Raw genomic sequence first — 21979 nt, forward strand, 5'->3', positions numbered from 1 at the left:
ATATGAAAGAACCAGTATTGTTGAAAGGAAACAATTTTGGTTTGACGATTGTTCTGGATGACAAGATAGAGTTTGAAGAACTGCTGGCGATTATCGCGAGAAAGTTTGTGGAAGCCGCGAAGTTTTTCAACACCAAAACTCAGGTTGTATTAAAAATCGAAGGAAGGGTTTTAAGCGTGGAGGAAACGGAGCGGGTTTTGGAAACGATCACAGAGAACAGCTCCCTCTCCATCGCCTATGTGATGGAAGGGGACCAGGTTCTGGAAACCAAATTTAAACAGCTGATCGAGGAGAGAGCCATCAGGCTGAAAGAGTCCAGGAGCGAATCCCGTTTAAAGAGCGGAGGAGTCTCCTTCGGACAATTTTACCAGGGGACTTTAAGATCCGGACAGAGTCTGGAATCCGATGCCAGTGTGGTAGTCATCGGGGATGTGAATCCCGGAGCTACCGTGAAGGCAAAGGGCAATATCGTCGTACTGGGGTGTGTAAAAGGCTATGTGTTTGCAGGAGTGGACGGGAATGACAAGGCTTTCATCGCTGCCCTTGAGATGAAGCCGATGCAGATCCGGATCGGCAGCTATATTGCGAGATCATCCGATCAGGTATCTGCAAAGAAGCGGCTGTTTGGGAAAAAAGCAAAGCAAGGCGACGAGGAAGCCAAGATTGCATTTGTAGAGGATGAAAATATTTACATAGAACCTATATCAAAATCACTTCTGAATGAAATTACAGCTTAAAACAATGGAGGAAGAAAACAATGAGTGAAGTAATCGTAATCACATCAGGAAAAGGCGGCGTTGGGAAAACAACCACGACGGCCAACGTAGGAACCGGTCTGGCAAAAGAAGGGAAAAAGGTCGTACTGATCGACACGGACATCGGTCTCAGGAATCTGGATGTGGTCATGGGGCTGGAAAACAGGATTGTCTATAATCTTGTCGATGTGGTAGAGGGAAACTGCAGGATCAAACAGGCGATGATCAAGGACAAAAAATATCCGGATCTTTATCTTCTGCCTTCTGCACAGACAAGGGATAAATCTTCTGTGAGTCCTGAGCAGATGAAAAAAGTTGTGGATGAGCTGAAAGAAGAGTTTGACTATATCCTTCTGGACTGTCCGGCAGGGATCGAACAGGGATTCCAGAATGCCATCGCAGGAGCAGACCGCGCACTGATCGTGACGACTCCGGAGGTATCTGCGATCCGTGATGCAGACCGGATCATCGGACTTTTGGAGGCCAACGATATACATAAGATCGATTTAGTCATCAACAGGATCCGTATGGACATGGTAAAAAGAGGGGACATGCTGTCAAAGGATGATGTCCTGGATATCCTGGCAATCGATCTGATCGGCGTTGTGCCGGACGATGAAAACATTGTCGTATCTACAAACCAGGGGGAACCTCTTGTGGGCAGCGACAGTATGGCAGGAAAAGCTTATATGAACATCTGTAAGAGGGTTATGGGACAAGAAGTACCGTTTTTGGATTTGGATACCAAATCATTCTTCGAGAAACTTGCCGGCATTTTTAAGAAATAGTCAAGGAGGAGAAGAATGGGTTTGTTTGATAGCTTTTTTAAAAAGAAAAATTCCGCTGATGAAGCAAGGGACCGGCTGAAGCTTTTGCTGGTATCTGACCGTTCCAACTGTTCTCCGGAAACTATGGAACTGATCAAAAATGACATCATCAAGGTGATCTCAAAATATATGGAGATCGATCCGCAGGGATTGGATATTCAGATTACTCAGAACGACGAAGAACACAGCGGACCGGCGCTGTTTGCGAATATCCCGATCCGGGAAATGAAAAAGAAAAAATAGACATGGAGTGATAAAATGCTTAGAAACTACCGACTGCAAAACTACAATATAAAGCTGGTTCTCAATGTATTGGTGCTGGCCACATTAGGAATTATTTTTATCCACAGCGCAAATCCGTCTTTTGTGATGAAACAGGGCTTGGGTCTGATCCTTTGTTTTGCGGTCATGGCAGTAGTTTCTCTGATCGATTATCAGACGTGGCTTCGGAGTTCCAATCTGCTCTATATCATCAATCTTTTGTTGCTGATAGGCGTTAAGCTGTTTGGAAAAGACGTAAACGGGGCAAAGCGCTGGTTTTCACTGGGGCCCCTGGGGACGCTTCAGCCGTCAGAGCTCAGCAAGATCGTGATGATCATTGTCATCGCAGATTTCGTAGTCCGCCACGAGGACGATCTGAACGAACCGAAAGTATTGGGGAAACTTGCACTTTTATGTGCACCGCCGCTGTATCTGATTCTGAAACAGCCGAATCTGTCCACGACACTGGATATCGTTTTTATCATTCTTGCCATCGTCTTTGTGGGAGGATTAAGCTCTAAGCTGATCCTGAGAGTTTTGATCATAGGGATTCCTCTTTTTGCAGTGTTTATATGGTATGTCCAGACACCGGGACAGATTCTTTTAGAGTCTCATCAGGTGGCGCGGATCATGTCCTTTTTAAACCCGGCTGCCTATGCGGATTCTACGGCACTGCAGACAGCCAACTCTGTTATGGCCATCGGGTCCGGAGGTTTGTTCGGAAAGGGATTCGGATCAAATACGATCTCTGATGTCTCTGCCAGCGATGTAAATCTGGTGTCAGAACGCCAGACAGACTTTATTTTTTCTGTGGTTGGAGAAGAGTTCGGGTTTTTAGGGTGTCTTGTTGTGATCGGCCTGCTGGTTCTTTTAGTAGCCCAGTGCCTGAATGTGGCCCGGAAAGCCGATAATGGAGCAGCCAAAATGGTAGCTGTGGGCGTGTCTGCCTATATGGGATTCCAGTCCTTTATCAACATAGGAGTTGCCACAGGGACTTTGCCCAATACAGGACTTCCGCTGCCGTTTATCAGCTATGGCCTGAGTTCACTCTTGTCGGCATCCATTGCGATCGGCCTGATGCTGAATATTTATCTTCAACGCAAAAAATATTAGGAGGAACCTTTATGAATGTAGGATTAATTGCGCACGATGCGAAAAAAATGCTGATGCAGAACCTCTGCATTGCTTATCAGGATATTTTAAGACGGCATACGCTGTACGCCACAGCCACCACGGGAAAGGTGATCGAGGAAGTGACAAACCTGACGATCCATAAGCTTCAGGTGGGACATTTCGGCGGCATGCATCAGATCGGGGCGTTGATCGAAAACAATGAAATGGATCTTCTTATCTTTCTGCAGGATCCGGACAACAAGCAGAGGACACAGGGCTTCTATGATGTACTGAACCTTTGTGACAAACACAACATCCCGTGTGCCACCAATCTGCCGACGGCAGAGGCTCTGATTATGGCCCTGGACCGGGGGGATCTGGACTGGAGAGAGATGTATACTCAATAGGCTGTCACATGACAGTCTTTCTTTTCATTTCTTAGGACATTTGCTTGAAATCAGGAGGACAGAATGAAAAAACGAATTTTATGTATATGTATGACGGCAGTATTGCTCGTTTCTCTGACCGGGTGCAGCGCGGCGGATACATTGACGCAGCTTTCCGTCACTTATGAAAAACATCTGGAGCAGAACCAGGATGAGCTTAGAACGGAGACTCTGGGGGATAACTGGAAGTCGAAAGGAGCCTATGTAGGCGTTATATCCAGGGAGGATGCCGACACAGAGCAGTATTCCGGAGTGAAAGAGGCGCTGCTCGTTAACAATACGACAAATCAGGTGCTCGTTGCGCAGAAGGTATTTGACAAGGCCTACCCTGCGAGTATCACAAAGATCATGACTGCCCTTCTGGTCCTGGAAAACTGCAGTCTTGATGATGTTGTGACCATTGACCGGGATATCACCTTCGATGACCCGGCAGCAGTGAGCCTTCATCTGAAAAAGGGCGACAAGATCACGGTGGAAGCACTTTTAAACGGACTGATCGTCATGTCGGCCAACGATACTGCCATTGCTTTGGGAAGAAAGGTGGCCGGAAGCGATAAAAAGTTTGTGGCGATGATGAATAAGAGAGCCCGTGAGCTGGGAGCTACCAATACAAATTTTCAGAATCCAAACGGCCTTCATTTGAAGAATCATTATACGACTGCGTATGACCTGTACCTGATCTTCCAGGAACTGGTGAAACATAATGAATTTTTATCCATTGCAGGAAAGGCGAGCAGTTATATAGAATATACGAACCAGAAGAACAAGCTGCAGGCATTTGATATGGCAGCGACCAATCAGTACCTGCTGGGCAATTACAATCTTCCTCACAAAGTGTTTATGCTGGGAGGAAAGACGGGGACAACGGGAGAAGCCGGTTCCTGTCTGATCATTCTCACGAAAAACGAGGAGGGGGAAGAATTTATCTCTGTCATCTTAAAGGCTTCCAGCAAACAGACTCTATATCACACGATGACAGAAGTACTGAAAAAGGAAAATTAAGAAGATGGAACGCTACAACACTTACTCGGCACATTTGAAGAAGAGATTCGGTGAGAAAGTATATAAACTCCCGGTCAATCTCCCGGTGACCTGTCCGAACCGGATAGAAGGCAGAGGCTGCAGTTTCTGTGCCGGAGTCGGGACCGGCTTTGAAGCCATGTCTGAAACAGTGCCCGTAAAGGACCAGCTGAATAGAACAAAAGCTTATATCGGCAAACGGTACGGGGCAAAAAAGTTTTTAGCTTATTTTCAGAATTACACGAATACATTTCTGCCCCTTGGGGAATTTCGCGACTATGTGCTGGAAGCACTGGAGGAAGAAGATATTGTGGGGATCTCAATATCCACCAGACCCGACTGTATCCGGAAAGATTATCTGGAATTTTTAAATGAGATACAAAAGGAGCGGGGAGCCGCCGTGACCATGGAATTCGGACTTCAGACGGTCAATTACCATACTCTGAGGAAGATCAAAAGGGGCCATACTCTGGCAGAGTATTTGAATGCGGTCCTTCTCACGGCACCCTACGGGTTTGAGATCTGCACTCATGTCATTCTGAATCTGCCCGGAGATACAGCCGAAGATGCAGTGGAGACAGCCAGGGTGATCTCTGCCCTGCCCGTGTCTGTGGTCAAAGCCCATTCCCTTTATATTCCGAAGAACTCCGTATTGTATGAAGAATACAGGGATGGTAAAATATCTTTATGCACAAAAGAAGAATACATAAACCGGCTGACAGAGTTTGTGGCTAACCTGAGAGAAGATATTGTCATCGAGAGGCTGTTCAGCAGAGTGCCTGAGGAAGATGCCGTATTTTCAAACTGGGGAGTCAGCTGGTGGAAGCTAAAGGATTTGTTTGAGGAAACAATGAAACAAAAAGGATATGTCCAGGGATGCAGATGTGATTATTTAGACGGGGCAGCTTTGAGGCGCTGGAGGATATAGATGACTAGAAAAAAATCGAGATGGAATATCGGGACTATCGTTTTTCTTGTCCTGCTGATCTATGTTCTGATCAATGTAATGATCTTCGTAGGCAAGGAAAAGCTGACGGTTTATAAAGTGACAGAAGATAAAATTTCATCGACATATTCCCTCACCGGAATCGCCCTCAGGAACGAGAAACTTTTGAAGGCCGAAGATGACGGTTATATTACATATTATACGGAAGAGGGAAAGAGGGTCAAAAAGTCCGGCATGCTCTATGTTTTGGACAAGAACGGTAAGGTCCAGAAAGAGTTTGCCAATCAGGTGGAAGAGATGAAGGGAAGAGGAGATATCCAGGAGAATACCAGGATTAAAAACCGGCTTTCCGAGTTTAAATCAATCTACTCGGACAAGGATTTTGAAGATGTCTATGACTTGAAATATGACCTGAAAAATGCTGTGCTGGGCATTAATGAAAAATCTTTGAAGAAGGTCATGGAACAGGTGAAAGAACAGGTTGGGGATGCGTCGTTTTCTACCAGAAGGAGCAGTATAAGCGGCATTGCAAGCTTTTATTCGGATTCCTTCGACGGCAGGGAGGCAGGCCAGATTAAAGCGAGTGATTTTGAGAGAGAAAATTACAGGGTCACAAAACTGAATTCTACAGACAAAGTGAAAAAAGGGGACACCGTATGCAGGGTGACGAAAAATGAGAAATGGACACTGACGGTACTTCTTGATAAAGAACAGTATACCAGCCTTAAAGGCAGAAAGACCGTAACCGTGAAATTCGTGGATGACCAGATGAAAGCAGAGGCCGGCGTTGAGACCGAAAAAAAAGAAGACGGCTATTTTGCCTATCTGTCTCTGGACCAATATCTGATCCGTTACATCGGAGAGCGGTATGTGGATATCGATCTGCTCCTGGATACTTACCAGGGACTTAAAATTCCGGATTCTGCGATTGTCTCAAAACAGTTTTATCAGGTTCCGGTCAAGTACATTACAAAGGGCAATAACGGAGCAAGCGAGGGCTTCAGTGTCAGAACCACGTCCAAGGACGGAAATGTCAAGGTAGAACAAAAAGAATTTAAGATTTATAAAAAGACAAAGAATTACTGTTATCTGAATCCGGAAGAGGTGGAGGAAGGCACTACCTTTGAGGCAATGGACGCCGGTGACCGCTTTACCGTAGGAGAAAAGAAGAGACTGAAAGGAGTCTACTGCACGAATCAGGGCTATGCTGATTTCCGTCCGGTACAGGTTATTGTAAATAAAGACGGCTATACCATAGTACAGACAGATACGTTAAACGGTATTCGACTGTATGACTTTGTTGTTCTCGACAGCAAAGCGATCAAGGAAAACCAGATCATATATTAAAGTTAGGAAGTGTGTGATATGTTAATCGATCAGTACAATCTAGTGAAAGAAAATGTAAAGGCTGCCTGTGAAAAGGTGGGGAGAGATCCGGAAGAGGTTACTGTGATTGCGGTCAGCAAGACAAAACCTCTGTCTATGATCGAGGAGCTTATGGACTGCGGGGTCATGGATTTCGGGGAAAACAAGGTCCAGGAGATCATGAAGAAATATGAGGAGATCAAGTCTCCGGTGCGCTGGCATATGATCGGCCATTTCCAGACAAATAAAGTGAAATATATCGTGGATAAGGTGGCGCTGGTCCACTCTGTGGATTCTATAAAGCTGGCAAGACAGATCAGCAAAGAAGCCTTAAAACACAAGATCCAGGTGCCGGTACTGATTCAAGTGAACCTGGCAAGGGAAAAGACAAAATCCGGCTTTATGGAAGAAGATCTCTACAGTGCGCTGGAAGAAATTTCTAGCCTTCCGGGCGTTTTTGTGCAGGGACTCATGCAGATCGCACCATTCGTGGAAAATCCAGAAAATAACCGGGTATATTTCAGAAGGATGCGGCAATTATTTGTTGACATCAAAGAGAAAAACTTTGATAATATAGCTATGAACATCCTTTCCATGGGTATGACGAATGATTATCAGGTTGCGGTGGAAGAAGGCTCTACCATGGTACGGGTAGGAACAGGTATTTTTGGGGAAAGAGACTACAATAAATAGTGGAGGATAAAGAGCATGGGTGCAGTGGATAAGCTGTTGAATTTTATGAAACTTACGGAAGATGAAGAATATGATGAATACGACGAATACGAAGAGGAAGAAGAAGAACCGGATACAGAACGGCGCTCATTCTTCCGGAAAAAAGACACTGTCAGAGAAGAGTCAAATGTGATTGAACCGATCACATATACGAGCAGAGAAACGAAAGATCCGAAACCCCGCCGCTTCGGCTCCGGAAAAGTAGTATCTATGAACGGACACGGTGTAGAAGTTTACGTGATCAAGCCTCAGGACTTTGCAGAGGCCCAGACGGCAGCAGATCTTCTGAAAGAAGGCAAGACAGTTGTCATCAACTTAGAAGGAGTTGAGCTGACGGTTGCCCAGAGAAGCATCGACTTTGTGGGCGGAGCGACCTATGCGATTGACGGCTCCCTTCAGGCTGTTTCCAACAATATTTTTATTGCGGCACCGGACAGCATTGAGGTCAATGGAGATTTAAGAAGTGAGATCATGAATGAAAATATCATCTCACCTCAGCTAAAATAAGCCATGGACGAGCAGCTGTTTAAAAAGCGACTGGAAGAATTGGCTCAGACTGCATTTATGAATTCAGTGTATACCCATACACCGTTTTTGTCGGAGAGGGAACAGAGCCTCTTTCATGAGATGAGACAGGATCTTTCTTTTGCAGACGCATCACTTTATGGCGGCCATGAAGATTATGACCGCTGTATTATTGTGTTCGGCTCAGAAGAGATGTTTGGATATGAAGGTGAGATTCCATTGGCATGTGCCAAAATCTCGCCTCTTTTTAAAAAGTTTGCAGAAACGCTCACCCACAGGGACTACCTTGGTGCTCTCATGAACCTGGGGATTGAGAGAAGCCAGATCGGTGATATCTTAGTTTCGGATGGGGAGGCTTATGTTTTCTGTTTCAGACATATGGCTGAATTTCTGTGCCGGGAACTTACAAAGGTCAGGAATACACAGGTGGAAACCGTCCAGATGGATTTTAAGGACATTCATTACTGCCAGGAATATATTACAAAAGATGGATTTGTGTCTTCCCCAAGGCTGGATGCGCTTGTGGGGCTGGCTTTCGGCCTCTCGAGGAGCAAGGCTCTTTCATTATTTCAGAGTCAGAAAGTATTCATCCGAGGAAAAATGGAGACAAGGAACAGTTACCAGGCAAAACCAGAAGACGTCATATCTGTCCGGGGATTCGGCAAATTCCGGTTTCAGAAACTGGGAAGAGAGACGAAGAAGGGCAGATTTCACGTAAAGCTGCAAATTTATAAATAGGAGGATGCACATGATTACACCAATCGAGTTATTAGGTAAGGAACTGAAAAGAGGATTTGGCTATAAAGCTATTGAAGTCGATGAATTTCTCGAAGAAGTGGCCAGAGATTACGAGAAAGTTTACAAAGAAAACAACGAGCTGAAAGAGAGAGTCTCAGCCCTTACAGAGAATCTGAATCATTACCGTGTCATCGAAGAGTCATTAAAAAAGGCACTGGTGCTTGCGGAGGAAACTTCCAAGGAGACGATCGCAAATGCCGACAAGGCGGCCAAAGCCATGGAAGAGCAGGCAGAGATGGAAGCCAGGGAGATCCTTGAAAAAGCCAGAAGAGAAGCCGAGGATTTTGCAAGGCAGGCGAGAGAGGCATTTGACAAAGAAAACCAGGAAAAGCTGGGAGAGATCGCGTCTCTGGAAAAACAGATCAACAAATTGACTGGGGATTATGTGTCATACAAATCCAGAATGATGCAGTTTATCAACGGGCAGCTGGATTATCTGAAGAACCCGGTATATGATCTGGAGATCTCCAAAAAAGAGAAAGAAGAGACAGAAGAGACAGAGGCAGCGGCTGCTGAGGAGCCTGATTATGATGGAAGAGAGTAAGCTTAGCGTCAGGGAACAGGGGAAAAAGATATATGATATTTATTTCAGGGACTCTTTTGATGACCTGACAGAGGCACTCTCTGATGCTGGCCTATTAAACAGAAAAGTGTGCATTGTGACAGAGAGCAATGTAGCACCGCTCTATTTAAAAGAGTTGTATGACTTGTTAGGCCCTGTCTGCACGAAAGTGACCACATTCAGCTTCAGTGCGGGAGAAGCCCACAAACAGCTGAAGACCGTGGAACATTTATACGAGCAGCTGATCCGGAATCATTTTGACCGGAAGGACCTGATTGTGGCTCTGGGCGGCGGTGTGGCAGGAGATATGGCCGGGTTTGCCGCAGCGACTTATTTAAGAGGGATCGATTTCATTCAGATTCCGACGACTCTGCTTTCTCAGGTGGACAGCAGCATCGGAGGAAAGACCGGCGTAGATTTTATCCAATACAAAAATATGATCGGTGCTTTTCACCAGCCCAAGCTGGTCTATATCAATGTCAACACATTAAAGAGTCTTCCAAAGAGGGAGTATTTGTCCGGAATGGCAGAGGTGGTAAAGCACGGACTGATCAAAGATCAGGAGTATTACCGCTGGATCAGAGACCATAAAAAGCAGATCCTCTCGAAAGATCCGGATACAATGCTTGAGATGATCCGAAAAAGCTGTGATATCAAACGGCGGGTCGTGGAGGCAGATCCGAAAGAGCAGGGAGAGCGTGCCCTTTTAAATTTTGGACATACACTGGGCCACGCAGTGGAGACTCTGATGGATTTTTCCCTGCTCCACGGAGAGTGTGTGGCGGCCGGGTGCAGGCTCGCTCTGAAGCTTTCCAGAAACCGCAGGATGTTATCTGAAAAAGAGACAGAGGAAGCATGTGCATTGTTTGATGCCTTTTCTCTGGATCAAAGGTTTGACAGGCTGACGCCGGAGCGGATCATAGAGACAACAAAGTCTGACAAGAAGATGGCAGGAGGACATATCCGTTTTATTCTTTTAAAAAGGATCGGGGAGGCCTGCATTGACCTCACGGTCAGCGACAAAGAAATGATGGAAGTATTAGAGGAAGAGCTGAGATGAAGCAGATAAAAGTATTCGCCGCGATCGCAATTTTTCTGGCTGCAGACCAGATTTCTAAGGCAGCGGCGGTGATGTCCCTGAAAGGGAGAGAAGGGATTTCAATCCTGAAAGATATATTTGAACTTCAGTATGTGGAAAACAGGGGGGCGGCTTTTGGGATTTTACAAAATCAGCAATGGCTGTTTTTTGTCATCACGGTGCTTGCTGTGGCGCTGCTTACATTTGCTTATTCTAAGCTGCCGGATGAGAAAAAATACCGCCCGCTCCGCTTTTGCTACGTTTTTTTATGTGCCGGAGCCGTCGGCAATCTTATAGACAGAATTTTCAGGGGGTATGTGGTGGACTTTTTCTATTTTAAACCGATCAATTTTCCTGTGTTCAACGTAGCTGACATCTATGTGACAGTATCTATGACAGTGCTGTTTTTTCTCATTCTCATTTACTATAAAGAAGACGATTTTGCATTTTTAGAAAAAAGGAAACAGGTCTGATGGAACAATGGAGACAATTTACAGTTTCGCAGAAAGAGGCCGGCAGCAGACTGGATGTCTGTCTGGCCGGAAGGTTCCCGGAATTTACCAGATCCTATTTGCAGAAACTTTGCAGGGATTCAGCGGTGCTGGTAGATGACGCGGAAAAAAAGAGCAATCATAAAGTCCGGGAGGGTGAACAGGTCATTTTGAAGGTTCCGAAGCCGACCGAGCTCTCCATAAGGCCTGAAAAAATGGATCTGGACATTGTCTATGAAGACCGGGATATCATCCTGGTTAATAAACCGAAGGATATGGTAGTTCATCCGGCGCCGGGCCACTATGAGGGCACTCTGGTCAACGGGCTGATGGAACACTGCAGGGATGAGCTGTCAGGGATCAATGGGGTACTGCGCCCCGGCATCGTCCACAGGATCGATAAGGATACCACAGGAATTCTCATCGTCTGCAAAAATGATATGGCTCACCAGTGTCTTGCAGAACAGCTGAAGGATCACACGATTACAAGGCGTTACCATGCCATTGTTTATCACAATATAAAAGAAGAATCAGGAACGGTGGATGCACCGATCGCAAGAAGCAGAAAAGACCGGAAGAAGATGGCGATAGACCGGGAGACAGGCAGGAGAGCAGTCACTCATTACCGGGTGCTGGGACGCCTGAAAGAAGGTTTTACCTACATCGAATGCAGTCTGGAGACGGGAAGGACCCATCAGATCCGGGTGCATATGGCATCCATAGGCCATCCGCTTTTGGGCGACACCGTCTATGGTCCGAAAAAGTCAAGGTATTCCCTTGACGGGCAGTGCCTTCACGCCAAAGTCCTCGGATTTGTCCATCCGAGGACGAAGGAATACATGGAGTTTGAGGTGGGGCTTCCTGCATACTTTGAAGAGCTTTTAAAACGTTTAGGTTAAAGAAAGGAAATCAGCATGGAAATTGGATTTATAGGGTGCGGAAATATGGCGAAGGCCATGATTTCGGGAATTCTTGCAGAAGGCACATATACAAAAGACGAGATTATTGCTTCCGGGCCTTCTGAGGACAAAATGGATCAGATCTCAGAACAGCTCGGCATAACAACAACAGCAGACAACATAAAAGCGGCGAAGAATTCAAGGATCATTGTTTTGTCCGTAAAACCGCAGATGTATGATAGGGTAATCCGGGAGATCCGGGACGAGGTCGGCAAAGACCAGATCGTTGTCACCATTGCGGCAGGGCTTTCTATGGAGACTGTGGAGCGGAGCTTCGGAAAAGAGACAAAAATTATCCGCACCATGCCGAATACACCGGCTCTGGTAGGAGAAGGCATGACCGGCATGTGTATGAATCCATATGTTGAGGAGGAAGAAGCCCGGGAAGTCCGGAAGATTTTTGAAAGTTTCGGGAAGGTAGAAATCGTGGATGAAAAGCTCATTGACGCGGTAGTCGGTGTCAGCGGAAGTTCACCAGCCTACGTCTATATGTTTATCGAGGCGCTGGCAGACGCTGCGGTGCTCGGAGGGATTCCGAGAGAAAAAGCATATACCTTTGCGGCTCAGGCAGTGCTGGGAAGTGCCAAAATGGTCCTCGAGACAAAAGACCATCCGGGTAAATTAAAAGATGCGGTGTGTTCTCCGGCGGGAACGACGATCGAAGCCGTGAGAGTCCTGGAACAAAAAGGTCTCAGAAGTGCTGTCATGGAAGCGGCCAGCGCGGCTGTGGAAGTGAGCAGAAATATGTAAATGATCCTTTACAAGGAAATTTTTCTGTGATATACTCATCGAGTTGACCGGTACTCAGATTTCGGACATCTCCGACCAAGTCTTAGTATCTGGCGGCTATTTTATATAATTTAAGGAGGAAACAAAATGATTTCATCAGAAAAGAAAAAACAGATCGTTGCAGAATTCGGAAGGAATGCCAATGACACCGGTTCACCGGAAGTACAGATCGCGATCCTTACAGCAAGGATTGAAGAACTTCAGGAGCATTTTGATATGCACAAGAAGGATCACCATTCCAGAAGAGGTCTGTTAAAGATGGTAGGTAAGAGACGTAATCTTTTAGCATACTTAAAGAATAAGGATGTTGCAAGATACCGTGCGCTGATCGAAAGACTCGGACTGAGAAAATAGCAGAATTATGGGGACAGGAATTCAAATTCCTGTCTTCTTTTTTTCATGCAGTTGTGATACAATAAAAAAGTTGTGAAAGACGTATTCCGAGACTACTAAGGAGCCCATAGGCTGTGCTGTGGACCGCTTAGTTGTTTCGGCGTCTTTTAAATATCGTTTTAAGGAGAATTAAACATGGTAAAAAAATTTAGTATGGAACTTGCAGGCCGCACTTTAACTGTAGAAGTAGGACGTGTGGCGGCACAGGCAAACGGTGCGGCATTTATGCACTACGGAGATACAGTTGTCCTCTCGACAGCTACGGCTTCCGACAAACCGAGAGACGGGATTGATTTCTTTCCGTTGAGTGTCGAGTATGAAGAAAAACAGTATGCAGTAGGTAAAATCCCGGGAGGATTTTTAAAGAGAGAGGCAAGGCCTTCTGAGAATGCAATCCTTACGGACCGCGTGATCGACCGGCCGATGCGTCCTCTGTTTCCGAAGGATTACAGAAATGACGTACTGCTGGACAACCTTGTCATGTCCGTAGACCCGGACTGCAGCCCGGAACTCACCGCAATGCTCGGATCTGCTATCGCGACATGCATTTCTGACATTCCTTTCGACGGACCTACTGCATCCACTATGGTTGGACTGATCGAAGGAGAGTTTATCATCAATCCGACTGCGGCCCAGAAAGAAGTATCCGAGATGGCACTGACCGTGGCGTCTACGAGGGATAAGGTCATCATGATTGAGGCCGGAGCCAATGAAGTGCCGGAAGACGTAATGATCGAGGCGATCTTTAAAGCGCATGAGGTAAATAAAGAGATTATCGCATTCATCGACACTATTGTGGCAGAATGCGGCAAAGAAAAGCATGAATATGAGCACCATGAAATCGATCAGGAGATGTATGAGGACATGGTTTCCTTTATCACACCGGAAGCCATGGAAGAAGCGGTCTTCACTGACGAAAAACAGGTGAGGGAAGAAAATATCCGCGGCATTGAAGAAAAATTAGCGGAGCGCTATGCCGATAACGAAGAGTGGCTGTCCCAGATCGGGGAGGCTGTGTATACTTTCCAGAAAAAGACAGTGAGAAAAATGATCTTAAAAGATAAAAAGCGTCCGGACGGAAGGGATATCACGGAGATCCGCCATCTGGCGGCAGAGGTTGACTGTCTGCCGAGAGTCCATGGTTCTGCACTGTTCCAGAGAGGACAGACCCAGGTTATGACTGTGACCACTCTAGGCTCTCTTTCAGAAGCTCAGAGACTGGACGGCATGGATCAGGACGAGACGAGCAAGCGCTATATGCACCACTATAATTTCCCTTCCTACTCAGTAGGAGAGACCAGACCGAGCAGAGGTCCGGGACGAAGAGAGATCGGACACGGAGCTTTGGCAGAACGTGCACTGATACCGGTGCTTCCGACAGAAGAAGAGTTCCCGTATGCGATCCGTACCGTGTCTGAGATCATGGAATCCAACGGTTCCACATCCCAGGGAAGCATCTGTGCATCCTCTCTGTCACTGATGGCAGCAGGTGTGCCGGTGAAGGCACCGGTTGCCGGTATTTCTGTAGGATTGGTGACAGGAGACAGCGACGATGATTATCTGATCCTCACCGATATCCAGGGTCTGGAGGACTTTTTCGGAGACATGGACTTTAAGGTGGCAGGAACCGATAAGGGAATCACAGCGATCCAGATGGATATCAAGATCCACGGACTCACAGACCAGATCATCCGTGAAGCGATCGCAAGGACAAAAGAAGCAAGAACCTATATTCTTCACGAGGTCATGAATCCGGTCATCGGAGAGGCGAGAGACCATGTAGGAAAATATGCGCCTAAGATCTCCCAGTACACCATTGATCCGGAGAAGATTTCCGAAGTCATCGGCAAACAGGGCAAGACGATCAACGCCATTATTGATGAGACCGGCGTAAAGATCGATATCGACGAGTCCGGAAGAGTGGACATTTTGAGCGAAGACCAGGAGATGATCGACAAAGCCATCGGCATCATCAAGTCCATCGTAGAGCCGCTGAATGTAGGAGATATCTATGAGGGCGAGGTTGTCAGGATCATGCAGTTCGGTGCCTTTGTACAGGTTTCACCGAACAAAGACGGACTGATCCATATTTCCAAGCTTGCCAAAGAGCGTGTGGAGAAAGTGGAAGATGTGGTCAACATTGGGGACCGCGTAGCCGTCAAAGTACTGGAAATTGACAAGATGGGCAGAATCAACTTAAAACTGGAAGAAAAATTATCATAGGGTAGAATATGAGACGAAAAGCACAAGCGTTTGGCATCCTGGCAGTGTTTGCGGCTGTGATGGCTTTTACAGGATGTGCAAACAAAAAGTCAGATAATGTAAAGCGAATCGGAATTCTGCAGCTGGTAGAACACGATGCGTTAAATGACGCCAGAAAAGGATTTATTGACGGTCTGAAAGAAGACGGATACGTGGACGGCAAAAATATTGAGATTCAGTATAAAAATGCCCAGAATGATCAGTCCAACTGTCAGACCATCGCCTCCCAGTTTGTCGGAAACCGGAGTGATCTTGTGCTGGCCATTGCAACACCGGCGGCACAGGCCATGGCTACGGAGACGAAGGATATTCCGATCCTGGCCACGGCAGTGACAGACCACCAGGCAGCCAAGCTGGTAAAGGATAATAAAAAACCGGATACAAATGTGTCGGGAACTTCTGACATGGCTCCGGTGAAAGAACAGATCGGGCTGATTAAAAAGCTGATGCCAGAAGCAAAAAAAGCTGCGTTTTTATATTGTTCGGCGGAAGCAAATTCTGTGCTCCAGGTAAAACAGGCCCGTTCGGCGGCTAAGACACAGGGATTTCAGACGATGGACGCAACGGTGTCGGAATCCAGTGAAATCCGGCAGGTTGTGGAGTCTTTAAAAGGCAGGGCAGACGTGATCTACGTGCCGACTGACAATATCATCTCCGCCAGCATGAATACCGTCACCATGGTGGCCAATGAGGCTAAAATTCCCGTGATCGTCGGAGAGGAAGCTCTCTGCACGGGAGGCGGGCTTGCCACATACGGCATCAATTACTACCGGCTCGGAAAGCAGACCGCAAAACAGGCGGAAGATATACTGGAAGGCAAAAAAAAGGTTTCTGAATTGCCGATAGGATACCAGGATCAGTATGACTTGATCATCAATGAAGACCAGGTAAAAAAACTGGGGATCCGGGTCCCGGACGAACTGAAAAAAACAGCTAAGTTCGTTAAAACACAGAATAAGAGTAAATAAGCGACTGCGTCAAATCGCATCAGGCACGCAAAGTTGTCAAGCCCCTTAAAGAATGAGAGTTGAAGAGATGAGATGGGCTTGCCCACTTTGTTCTTTGCTTGACAATGAGGAACGGCAGTGTTATAATTTAGCACATAAAAGCGTTGAAGTGCTGACGCAACAACAAGGACGGAGGACAGAGTTATGAGTTTAAAAAAGTTTATGGCAGTGGGACTTGCAGCCGTGATGAGTGCAGCGCTACTCTCCGGATGCGGGGGAAGTGACAAGAAAGACGAGGCAAAAAAGGAACAAAAGAAAATCGGTGTTGTGCAGCTTACTGAGCACGCAGCTTTAGATGCGGCTTACAAAGGCTTTAAAGAAGGCCTTGCAGATGCCGGATATAAAGACGGAGATAAGATCAAGATTGAATATAAGAATGCTCAGAATGAGCAGTCCAATTGTCAGACCATCGCATCTCAGTTTGTCAATGACAAGTGTGACCTGGTATTGGCGATCGCCACACCTGCGGCCCAGGCTATGGCGAATGAGTCAAAGGATATTCCGATCCTGGTGACAGCCGTGACGGATCCGGCTGCATCTAAGCTTGTAAAGAGCAATGATGAGCCAGGCAACAACGTTTCCGGAACTTCAGACCTGACACCGGTGAAAAAGCAGATGGAACTCTTAAAACAGATGCTTCCGAAGACGAAGAAAGTGGCTATGTTATACTGCTCAGCAGAAGCAAACTCAAAGATCCAGATCGCTATGGCAAAGAAAGAGGCAAAGAAGTTAGGATTTGAGACCATGGACGCCACAGTGTCCGAATCAAGCGAGATCCGCCAGGTAGTGGAATCCCTGAAGGGGAAAGCGGATGCCATCTATGCGCCGACAGACAACCTGATCGCAGCCGGAATGAACACTGTATCTATGGTAGCCAACGAAGCCAAGATCCCTGTCATCGTAGGAGAGGAAGGTATGTGTACCGGCGGAGGCCTTGCTACATACGGAATCAATTACTATGAACTCGGAAAACAGACCGCTGCACAGGCAGTCAAGATCTTAGAAGGCAAAGCAGAGATAAAGACAATGCCAATCGAATATCAGAGCAATGCTGACTTGATCATCAACAAAGATACCGTAAAGAAGCTGGGAATCAAAGTTCCGAAAAACTTAGAGAAAAAGGCCAAGATGGTGACAACGATCACAGAAAAGAAAAAATAAATGCACCGTCCTGAATGATGGGTACAAAACTGTCTTCTTTCGTTAATTGAAAGAAGACAGTTTTTTATTTCATAGGGAAGGTCACAGAACTTTACTGGTGCAAAGCCTTAAATCGTGATATAATAAATTTTCGTGGACAGTAAAGTAAGAAAAGGAGAAGAAGAATGGATTTAGCAGTAAACATGCAAAGTGCGATTGCCCAGGGTACACTGTGGGGAATCATGGCGCTTGGTGTCTATATTACATTCAGGATATTGGATATTCCGGATTTGTCCTGTGAAGGTACGTTTGCCCTGGGGGGATGCATCAGCGCAGTTATGATCGTAAAAGGAGTAAACCCTTTTGTATCTCTTGTCATCGCATTGGCAGCGGGAATGGCGGCAGGAGCAGTGACTGGATTTTTACATACGAAATTAAAAATCCCTGCGATCTTAGCCGGTATTCTGACAATGATTGCCCTGTATTCGGTCAATATCCGTATCATGGGACAGCCAAATACATCACTGCTGGGAGAGGATACCGCATTCACTCAGGCCATTGATGCGCTGAAACTGGACCAGACGATGGCAACACTGCTGGTTGGAGCAGTGATCAGCATTTTTGTGGTGCTGTGCATCTACTGGTTCTGCGGTACTGAACTCGGATGCGCACTGAGGGCGACCGGAAACAACGAATATATGGTCCGGGCTTTGGGGGCCAATACGAATACATCAAAAGTCATCGGCCTTGTCATCTCCAACGGAATGATCTCCGTCTCAGGTGCACTGGTTGGACAGAGCCAGGGATACGGTGATATTAAAATGGGGACCGGAGCCATTGTCATCGGTCTGGCATCTATCGTTATCGGAGAAGTAATCTTTGGAAAACGGTTTAATTTCATGTATATACTGGCTTCTGTTGTGTTTGGCTCTGTGATTTACCGCATGATTATTTCACTGGTGCTGTATATGGGACTGAGCACAGACGATATGAAGCTGTTTACGGCATTAGTCGTGGCATTAGCTCTGGGTATTCCGGCGATCAAGTCCAGATATTCCCAGAAAAGAATTCCTGGAAAAGGAGGAAACACCGCATGTTAAACATCATCGATGTGCACAAGACATTTAATAAAGGCACTGTCAATGAAAAGAAGGCGCTGGACGGGATCGATCTTCACCTGAATCCAGGGGACTTTGTGACTGTGATCGGAGGCAACGGGGCAGGTAAGTCAACGATGCTGAACATGATCGCAGGCGTATATCCTATCGACCAGGGAACGATCCTCCTGGACGGCAAAGACATTTCGGACCTGCCGGAGCATAAACGGGCCTATATGCTTGGGCGGGTGTTCCAGGACCCAATGATGGGAACCGCAGCCGGTATGGAGATACAGGAGAATATGGCGATGGCTCACCGCCGTGGGAAAAACCGCGGCCTGCGCTGGGGCATTACGAAAAGCGAGAAAAAGCTGTATAAGGAGAAGCTGGCGATGCTGGATTTGGGACTCGAGGACCGTCTTACTTCAAAGGTAGGACTATTGTCCGGAGGACAGAGACAGGCACTGACACTGCTCATGGCTACGCTGAATAAGCCGAGTCTTCTGCTCTTAGACGAGCACACGGCGGCCCTTGATCCAAAGACGGCGAAAAAAGTACTGGAGCTTACGGAGAAGATTATCGCGAGGGACAGTCTGACCGCTATGATGGTAACTCACAACATGAAAGACGCCATACGCATTGGAAACCGCCTGATCATGATGAACAGCGGAAGGATCATCTATGATGTTTCAGGAGAAGAAAAGAAGAACCTGAAAGTTACTGATCTTCTGCAGAAGTTTGAGGAAACCAGCGGGGAAGATTTTGCCAACGACAGAATGTTATTATCATAAGAGAGAGGAAGAAACATGAGCGATTACAAAATTGAGACAAAATGTATTCAATCCGGATGGGAGCCAAAAAAAGGGGAGCCGAGGGTGGTGCCGGTATATCAGAGCACTACATTTAAATACGACACAAGTGACCAGATGGGACGCCTTTTTGACCTGGAGGATGCGGGATATTTCTATACGAGACTTCAGAATCCCACCAACGACTCGGTGGCAGCAAAGATCTGTGATCTGGAAGGCGGAGTGGCGGCAATGCTCACTTCTTCCGGACAGGCGGCCAACTTTTATGCCATCATGAATATCGCGGAGTCGGGAGACCATATCATCTGTACAACGGCTCTATATGGGGGGACTTATAACCTGTTTGCCCATACCTTGAGGAAGATGGGCGTGGAAGCAACGTTTGTAGATCCGGAAGTCAGTGAAGAAGATTTAAATGCGGCATTCAGAGATAATACAAAGGCCGTGTTTGGAGAAACGATCTCAAATCCCTCTTTGGTCGTTCTTGATTTCGAAAAGTTTGCAAAAGCGGCTCACGGACACGGAGTTCCTCTGATCGTTGACAATACATTTGCAACGCCGATCAACTGCCGCCCGTTTGAATGGGGTGCGGATATCGTCACCCATTCCACAACAAAGTATATGGACGGCCATGCGGTATGTGTGGGCGGAGCGATCGTCGACAGCGGTAACTTTGACTGGGATGCATACGGAGACAAATTTGCATGTCTTACTCAGCCGGATGAGACGTACCATGGTGTGGTTTATACAGAAAAGTTTGGTAAAGGCGCCTATATTACAAAGGCTACGGTCCAGCTGATGCGGGACCTGGGTTCCATCCAGTCACCTCAAAATGCTTTTTACTTGAACATTGGCCTGGAAACTCTGCATTTAAGAGTGGCCAGACATTGTGAAAATGCAAAAGCCGTAGCTGCATGGCTGAGAGACAATGATAAAGTTGCATGGGTGCACTGCCCGATGCTGGAAGGCGATGAGGCTTATGAGAGAGCACAGAAATATATGCCAAACGGAACCTGCGGGGTTATTACGTTTGGCCTGAAAGGCGGACGCGAGGCATCGATCCAGATGATGGACAGCTTAAAGCTGGTGGCCATCGTAACACATGTGGCAGATTCCAGAAGCTGTGTTCTGCATCCTGCCAGTCATACCCACCGTCAGATGAATGACCAGGAACTTTTGGAGGCCGGAGTACAGCCGGATCTGATCCGTTTCAGCGTGGGAATCGAAAATACTGAGGATATCATTGCAGACCTTGACCAGGCGTTGAGCCAAATAGGATAAATACTGAATATATTATAGTGCCCGGAACTTTCTGAGAGGAATTTTCCGGGCGCTATTTTTCTCTTCATCACTGAGGATCACACGGTATATAGAACAGGCATTGGAAGCATACTATCAGCAAAAGCTTAAATAGTATTCGACAGGGGGTACAAAAATGGGAACAAAGATAAAAAACATAGAAAAGGCTGAGGTATTTAAGATGCAAGATGAAGTGCAGTATCAGGATGGACAGGTGGTCAGCAAGACATTGTCCCAAAACCAAGCAGTTAGTCTGACATTGTTTGCCTTTGAAAAAGGAGAGGAAATCAGCACCCACAAATCAGGCGGTGATGCGATGGCAACAGTTCTCGAGGGCACAGGGAAATTTACCATAGACGGAAAAGAGTATATTTTAAATGATGGAGAGAGCATTGTTATGCCGGCAGAGATTCCACATGCGGTGTATGGGCAGGAACGTTTTAAAATGCTTTTGACTGTTATATTTTGATCGGCGGCTCTATTATGTGCGGACGTTTTTTTATTTCTTAGGAAAGTCCTTGCCACGCTAATGCATGAAAGTCTTTCCTAAGAAATAAAAAACGCTCCGCGGGTTGTGCACAGATGCGTAAGGAAATCATTTGACTACGACAAATCGCATCTGGCGCGCAAAGTTGTCAAGCCCCTCAAAGAGTGAGGGAGGGGTTGGGGCGTTGAAGTGGGCTTGCTCACTTTGTTTTTGCCGCAATTTAAATACTTGCAGATGAAAAAAAGTTAGAAGGTGTAGTGGCAAAACGTAAGGAAAGTATCTACTATATGGGGAAACGGTCGAAAGACTGGGTCAAATTTAAAAGAATGGCTGATGAAGACTTTATAACAACTGGGTATATTCAAAAAGGGAAAAATATTTATAGTATCATATTGGGGATAAAGGTGATGGGCAGATACAATATAAAGGACATGTAACAGCAGGAGTAACAAAAGAAGCTGTAAGGCAATTAACACCAATACGAAGTGCCATGTCTGCGTTGTAGAGTATATGCCTAATACAAAAAATGCTCTTAGGCAACCTGTGTTTAAGGGATTTAGAACAGATGTAGATCCGAAAAGTGTACAGCAAGAAAAAGAGTAGCCTGATCCATTGGCTACTCTATTAACTTGCCCACATTGTCCCAGGGCACCATGCTATATTCTTTATAGAGATCATGATCTGAAGAAATAAAAAAGTAGCATAGCCATAGATTTTTGAATGGCTTCTGTGAAACAACCGTTTATATCAGGAGGTATTATCATGAATATTTGGGAAAACGCAGTTTTAACAGACAAAGGGACAGCTCTGCAGGCTAA

General features: G+C 46.3%; 25 protein-coding genes. All 25 read left to right on the top strand.

Going from position 1 to position 21979, the window contains the following annotated elements; translation table 11 throughout:
* The first annotated feature begins 2 nt into the window (after positions 1-2).
* The 25 genes from minC to QGT46_RS17350 all read left to right on the top strand — a co-directional run bounded on the left by minC (position 3) and on the right by QGT46_RS17350 (position 21598).
* Entirely contained in the window at positions 3-737 is a 735-nt protein-coding gene (gene minC, locus QGT46_RS12675; protein WP_024727071.1) for a septum site-determining protein MinC, read from the top strand.
* A 20-nt stretch (positions 738-757) separates the two neighbouring features.
* The gene (gene minD, locus QGT46_RS12680) at positions 758-1543 is read left to right on the top strand and encodes a septum site-determining protein MinD (protein ID WP_009290508.1); all 786 of its coding nucleotides are present in this window, start codon (positions 758-760) and stop codon (positions 1541-1543) included.
* 15 nt (positions 1544-1558) lie between these two features.
* Positions 1559-1825, top strand: coding sequence for a cell division topological specificity factor MinE (minE, locus tag QGT46_RS12685; RefSeq protein WP_009290509.1), 267 nt, complete (start codon positions 1559-1561; stop codon positions 1823-1825).
* A 15-nt stretch (positions 1826-1840) separates the two neighbouring features.
* On the top strand, positions 1841-2956 hold the full coding sequence (locus QGT46_RS12690; RefSeq protein WP_009290510.1) for an FtsW/RodA/SpoVE family cell cycle protein: 1116 nt from the start codon (positions 1841-1843) through the stop codon (positions 2954-2956).
* 11 nt (positions 2957-2967) lie between these two features.
* Positions 2968-3363 carry a methylglyoxal synthase gene (locus QGT46_RS12695; protein ID WP_022261002.1) on the top strand — a complete coding sequence of 132 codons (396 nt, stop codon included), beginning with the start codon at positions 2968-2970 and terminating at the stop codon, positions 3361-3363.
* Positions 3364-3426: 63 nt separating this feature from the next.
* Entirely contained in the window at positions 3427-4404 is a 978-nt protein-coding gene (locus QGT46_RS12700; RefSeq protein WP_235824558.1) for a D-alanyl-D-alanine carboxypeptidase family protein, read from the top strand.
* Between the two features lie 4 nt (positions 4405-4408).
* Positions 4409-5350, top strand: coding sequence for a TIGR01212 family radical SAM protein (locus tag QGT46_RS12705; RefSeq protein ID WP_034549105.1), 942 nt, complete (start codon positions 4409-4411; stop codon positions 5348-5350).
* The gene (locus QGT46_RS12710; protein ID WP_148459070.1) at positions 5351-6715 is read left to right on the top strand and encodes an HlyD family efflux transporter periplasmic adaptor subunit; all 1365 of its coding nucleotides are present in this window, start codon (positions 5351-5353) and stop codon (positions 6713-6715) included.
* 18 nt (positions 6716-6733) lie between these two features.
* Positions 6734-7426: a YggS family pyridoxal phosphate-dependent enzyme gene (locus tag QGT46_RS12715; protein WP_024727075.1), complete on the top strand. Its 693-nt coding sequence runs from the start codon at positions 6734-6736 to the stop codon at positions 7424-7426.
* A 15-nt stretch (positions 7427-7441) separates the two neighbouring features.
* A complete protein-coding gene (locus QGT46_RS12720; RefSeq protein WP_006565815.1) occupies positions 7442-7972 on the top strand; it encodes a cell division protein SepF in 531 nt (176 codons plus the stop codon).
* Positions 7973-7975: 3 nt separating this feature from the next.
* On the top strand, positions 7976-8728 hold the full coding sequence (locus QGT46_RS12725; RefSeq protein ID WP_024727076.1) for an RNA-binding protein: 753 nt from the start codon (positions 7976-7978) through the stop codon (positions 8726-8728).
* Positions 8729-8738: 10 nt separating this feature from the next.
* Positions 8739-9332, top strand: a complete 594-nt coding sequence (locus QGT46_RS12730; RefSeq protein WP_024727077.1) for a DivIVA domain-containing protein — start codon at positions 8739-8741, stop codon at positions 9330-9332.
* Positions 9319-10410, top strand: a complete 1092-nt coding sequence (gene aroB / locus QGT46_RS12735; RefSeq protein ID WP_148459081.1) for a 3-dehydroquinate synthase — start codon at positions 9319-9321, stop codon at positions 10408-10410. Before QGT46_RS12730 ends, aroB begins: the two co-directional genes overlap by 14 nt.
* Entirely contained in the window at positions 10407-10901 is a 495-nt protein-coding gene (lspA, locus tag QGT46_RS12740; protein WP_148459071.1) for a signal peptidase II, read from the top strand. Before aroB ends, lspA begins: the two co-directional genes overlap by 4 nt.
* Positions 10901-11818: an RluA family pseudouridine synthase gene (locus tag QGT46_RS12745; protein ID WP_024727080.1), complete on the top strand. Its 918-nt coding sequence runs from the start codon at positions 10901-10903 to the stop codon at positions 11816-11818. Before lspA ends, QGT46_RS12745 begins: the two co-directional genes overlap by 1 nt.
* A gap of 15 nt (positions 11819-11833) precedes the next feature.
* The gene (proC, locus tag QGT46_RS12750; protein WP_148459072.1) at positions 11834-12628 is read left to right on the top strand and encodes a pyrroline-5-carboxylate reductase; all 795 of its coding nucleotides are present in this window, start codon (positions 11834-11836) and stop codon (positions 12626-12628) included.
* Between the two features lie 126 nt (positions 12629-12754).
* Positions 12755-13021: a 30S ribosomal protein S15 gene (gene rpsO / locus QGT46_RS12755; RefSeq protein ID WP_024727082.1), complete on the top strand. Its 267-nt coding sequence runs from the start codon at positions 12755-12757 to the stop codon at positions 13019-13021.
* Between the two features lie 174 nt (positions 13022-13195).
* The gene (locus tag QGT46_RS12760; protein WP_024727083.1) at positions 13196-15283 is read left to right on the top strand and encodes a polyribonucleotide nucleotidyltransferase; all 2088 of its coding nucleotides are present in this window, start codon (positions 13196-13198) and stop codon (positions 15281-15283) included.
* An 8-nt stretch (positions 15284-15291) separates the two neighbouring features.
* Positions 15292-16290 (top strand): ABC transporter substrate-binding protein, encoded by a 999-nt coding sequence (locus QGT46_RS12765; RefSeq protein ID WP_148459073.1) that lies wholly within the window; start codon positions 15292-15294, stop codon positions 16288-16290.
* Between the two features lie 183 nt (positions 16291-16473).
* Complete coding sequence (locus QGT46_RS12770) at positions 16474-17490, top strand: ABC transporter substrate-binding protein (protein WP_024727085.1); 1017 nt, start codon at positions 16474-16476, stop codon at positions 17488-17490.
* A 164-nt stretch (positions 17491-17654) separates the two neighbouring features.
* A complete protein-coding gene (locus QGT46_RS12775; protein WP_024727086.1) occupies positions 17655-18569 on the top strand; it encodes an ABC transporter permease in 915 nt (304 codons plus the stop codon).
* Positions 18563-19357, top strand: a complete 795-nt coding sequence (locus QGT46_RS12780; RefSeq protein ID WP_024727087.1) for an ABC transporter ATP-binding protein — start codon at positions 18563-18565, stop codon at positions 19355-19357. The genes QGT46_RS12775 and QGT46_RS12780 overlap by 7 nt, the downstream gene beginning before the upstream one ends.
* 15 nt (positions 19358-19372) lie before the next feature.
* Positions 19373-20656, top strand: coding sequence for an O-acetylhomoserine aminocarboxypropyltransferase/cysteine synthase family protein (locus QGT46_RS12785; RefSeq protein WP_024727088.1), 1284 nt, complete (start codon positions 19373-19375; stop codon positions 20654-20656).
* Between the two features lie 154 nt (positions 20657-20810).
* Positions 20811-21143 carry a cupin domain-containing protein gene (locus QGT46_RS12790; RefSeq protein WP_148459074.1) on the top strand — a complete coding sequence of 111 codons (333 nt, stop codon included), beginning with the start codon at positions 20811-20813 and terminating at the stop codon, positions 21141-21143.
* A gap of 275 nt (positions 21144-21418) precedes the next feature.
* Positions 21419-21598, top strand: coding sequence for a hypothetical protein (locus QGT46_RS17350; RefSeq protein ID WP_301591115.1), 180 nt, complete (start codon positions 21419-21421; stop codon positions 21596-21598).
* Positions 21599-21979: the final 381 nt, after the last annotated feature.

It is taken from the genome of Anaerostipes faecis (genome assembly GCF_910574135.1).
Lineage (GTDB): Bacteria > Bacillota > Clostridia > Lachnospirales > Lachnospiraceae > Anaerostipes > Anaerostipes hominis.

Bases quoted from the DNA above. Each gene is read 5' to 3' on its own strand.
- minC (WP_024727071.1), top strand. From the start codon at position 3: ATGAAAGAACCAGTATTGTTGAAAGGAAACAATTTTGGTTTGACGATT.
- minD (WP_009290508.1), top strand. From the start codon at position 758: ATGAGTGAAGTAATCGTAATCACATCAGGAAAAGGCGGCGTTGGGAAA.
- minE (WP_009290509.1), top strand. From the start codon at position 1,559: ATGGGTTTGTTTGATAGCTTTTTTAAAAAGAAAAATTCCGCTGATGAA.
- QGT46_RS12690 (WP_009290510.1), top strand. From the start codon at position 1,841: ATGCTTAGAAACTACCGACTGCAAAACTACAATATAAAGCTGGTTCTC.
- QGT46_RS12695 (WP_022261002.1), top strand. From the start codon at position 2,968: ATGAATGTAGGATTAATTGCGCACGATGCGAAAAAAATGCTGATGCAG.
- QGT46_RS12700 (WP_235824558.1), top strand. From the start codon at position 3,427: ATGAAAAAACGAATTTTATGTATATGTATGACGGCAGTATTGCTCGTT.
- QGT46_RS12705 (WP_034549105.1), top strand. From the start codon at position 4,409: ATGGAACGCTACAACACTTACTCGGCACATTTGAAGAAGAGATTCGGT.
- QGT46_RS12710 (WP_148459070.1), top strand. From the start codon at position 5,351: ATGACTAGAAAAAAATCGAGATGGAATATCGGGACTATCGTTTTTCTT.
- QGT46_RS12715 (WP_024727075.1), top strand. From the start codon at position 6,734: ATGTTAATCGATCAGTACAATCTAGTGAAAGAAAATGTAAAGGCTGCC.
- QGT46_RS12720 (WP_006565815.1), top strand. From the start codon at position 7,442: ATGGGTGCAGTGGATAAGCTGTTGAATTTTATGAAACTTACGGAAGAT.
- QGT46_RS12725 (WP_024727076.1), top strand. From the start codon at position 7,976: ATGGACGAGCAGCTGTTTAAAAAGCGACTGGAAGAATTGGCTCAGACT.
- QGT46_RS12730 (WP_024727077.1), top strand. From the start codon at position 8,739: ATGATTACACCAATCGAGTTATTAGGTAAGGAACTGAAAAGAGGATTT.
- aroB (WP_148459081.1), top strand. From the start codon at position 9,319: ATGGAAGAGAGTAAGCTTAGCGTCAGGGAACAGGGGAAAAAGATATAT.
- lspA (WP_148459071.1), top strand. From the start codon at position 10,407: ATGAAGCAGATAAAAGTATTCGCCGCGATCGCAATTTTTCTGGCTGCA.
- QGT46_RS12745 (WP_024727080.1), top strand. From the start codon at position 10,901: ATGGAACAATGGAGACAATTTACAGTTTCGCAGAAAGAGGCCGGCAGC.
- proC (WP_148459072.1), top strand. From the start codon at position 11,834: ATGGAAATTGGATTTATAGGGTGCGGAAATATGGCGAAGGCCATGATT.
- rpsO (WP_024727082.1), top strand. From the start codon at position 12,755: ATGATTTCATCAGAAAAGAAAAAACAGATCGTTGCAGAATTCGGAAGG.
- QGT46_RS12760 (WP_024727083.1), top strand. From the start codon at position 13,196: ATGGTAAAAAAATTTAGTATGGAACTTGCAGGCCGCACTTTAACTGTA.
- QGT46_RS12765 (WP_148459073.1), top strand. From the start codon at position 15,292: ATGAGACGAAAAGCACAAGCGTTTGGCATCCTGGCAGTGTTTGCGGCT.
- QGT46_RS12770 (WP_024727085.1), top strand. From the start codon at position 16,474: ATGAGTTTAAAAAAGTTTATGGCAGTGGGACTTGCAGCCGTGATGAGT.
- QGT46_RS12775 (WP_024727086.1), top strand. From the start codon at position 17,655: ATGGATTTAGCAGTAAACATGCAAAGTGCGATTGCCCAGGGTACACTG.
- QGT46_RS12780 (WP_024727087.1), top strand. From the start codon at position 18,563: ATGTTAAACATCATCGATGTGCACAAGACATTTAATAAAGGCACTGTC.
- QGT46_RS12785 (WP_024727088.1), top strand. From the start codon at position 19,373: ATGAGCGATTACAAAATTGAGACAAAATGTATTCAATCCGGATGGGAG.
- QGT46_RS12790 (WP_148459074.1), top strand. From the start codon at position 20,811: ATGGGAACAAAGATAAAAAACATAGAAAAGGCTGAGGTATTTAAGATG.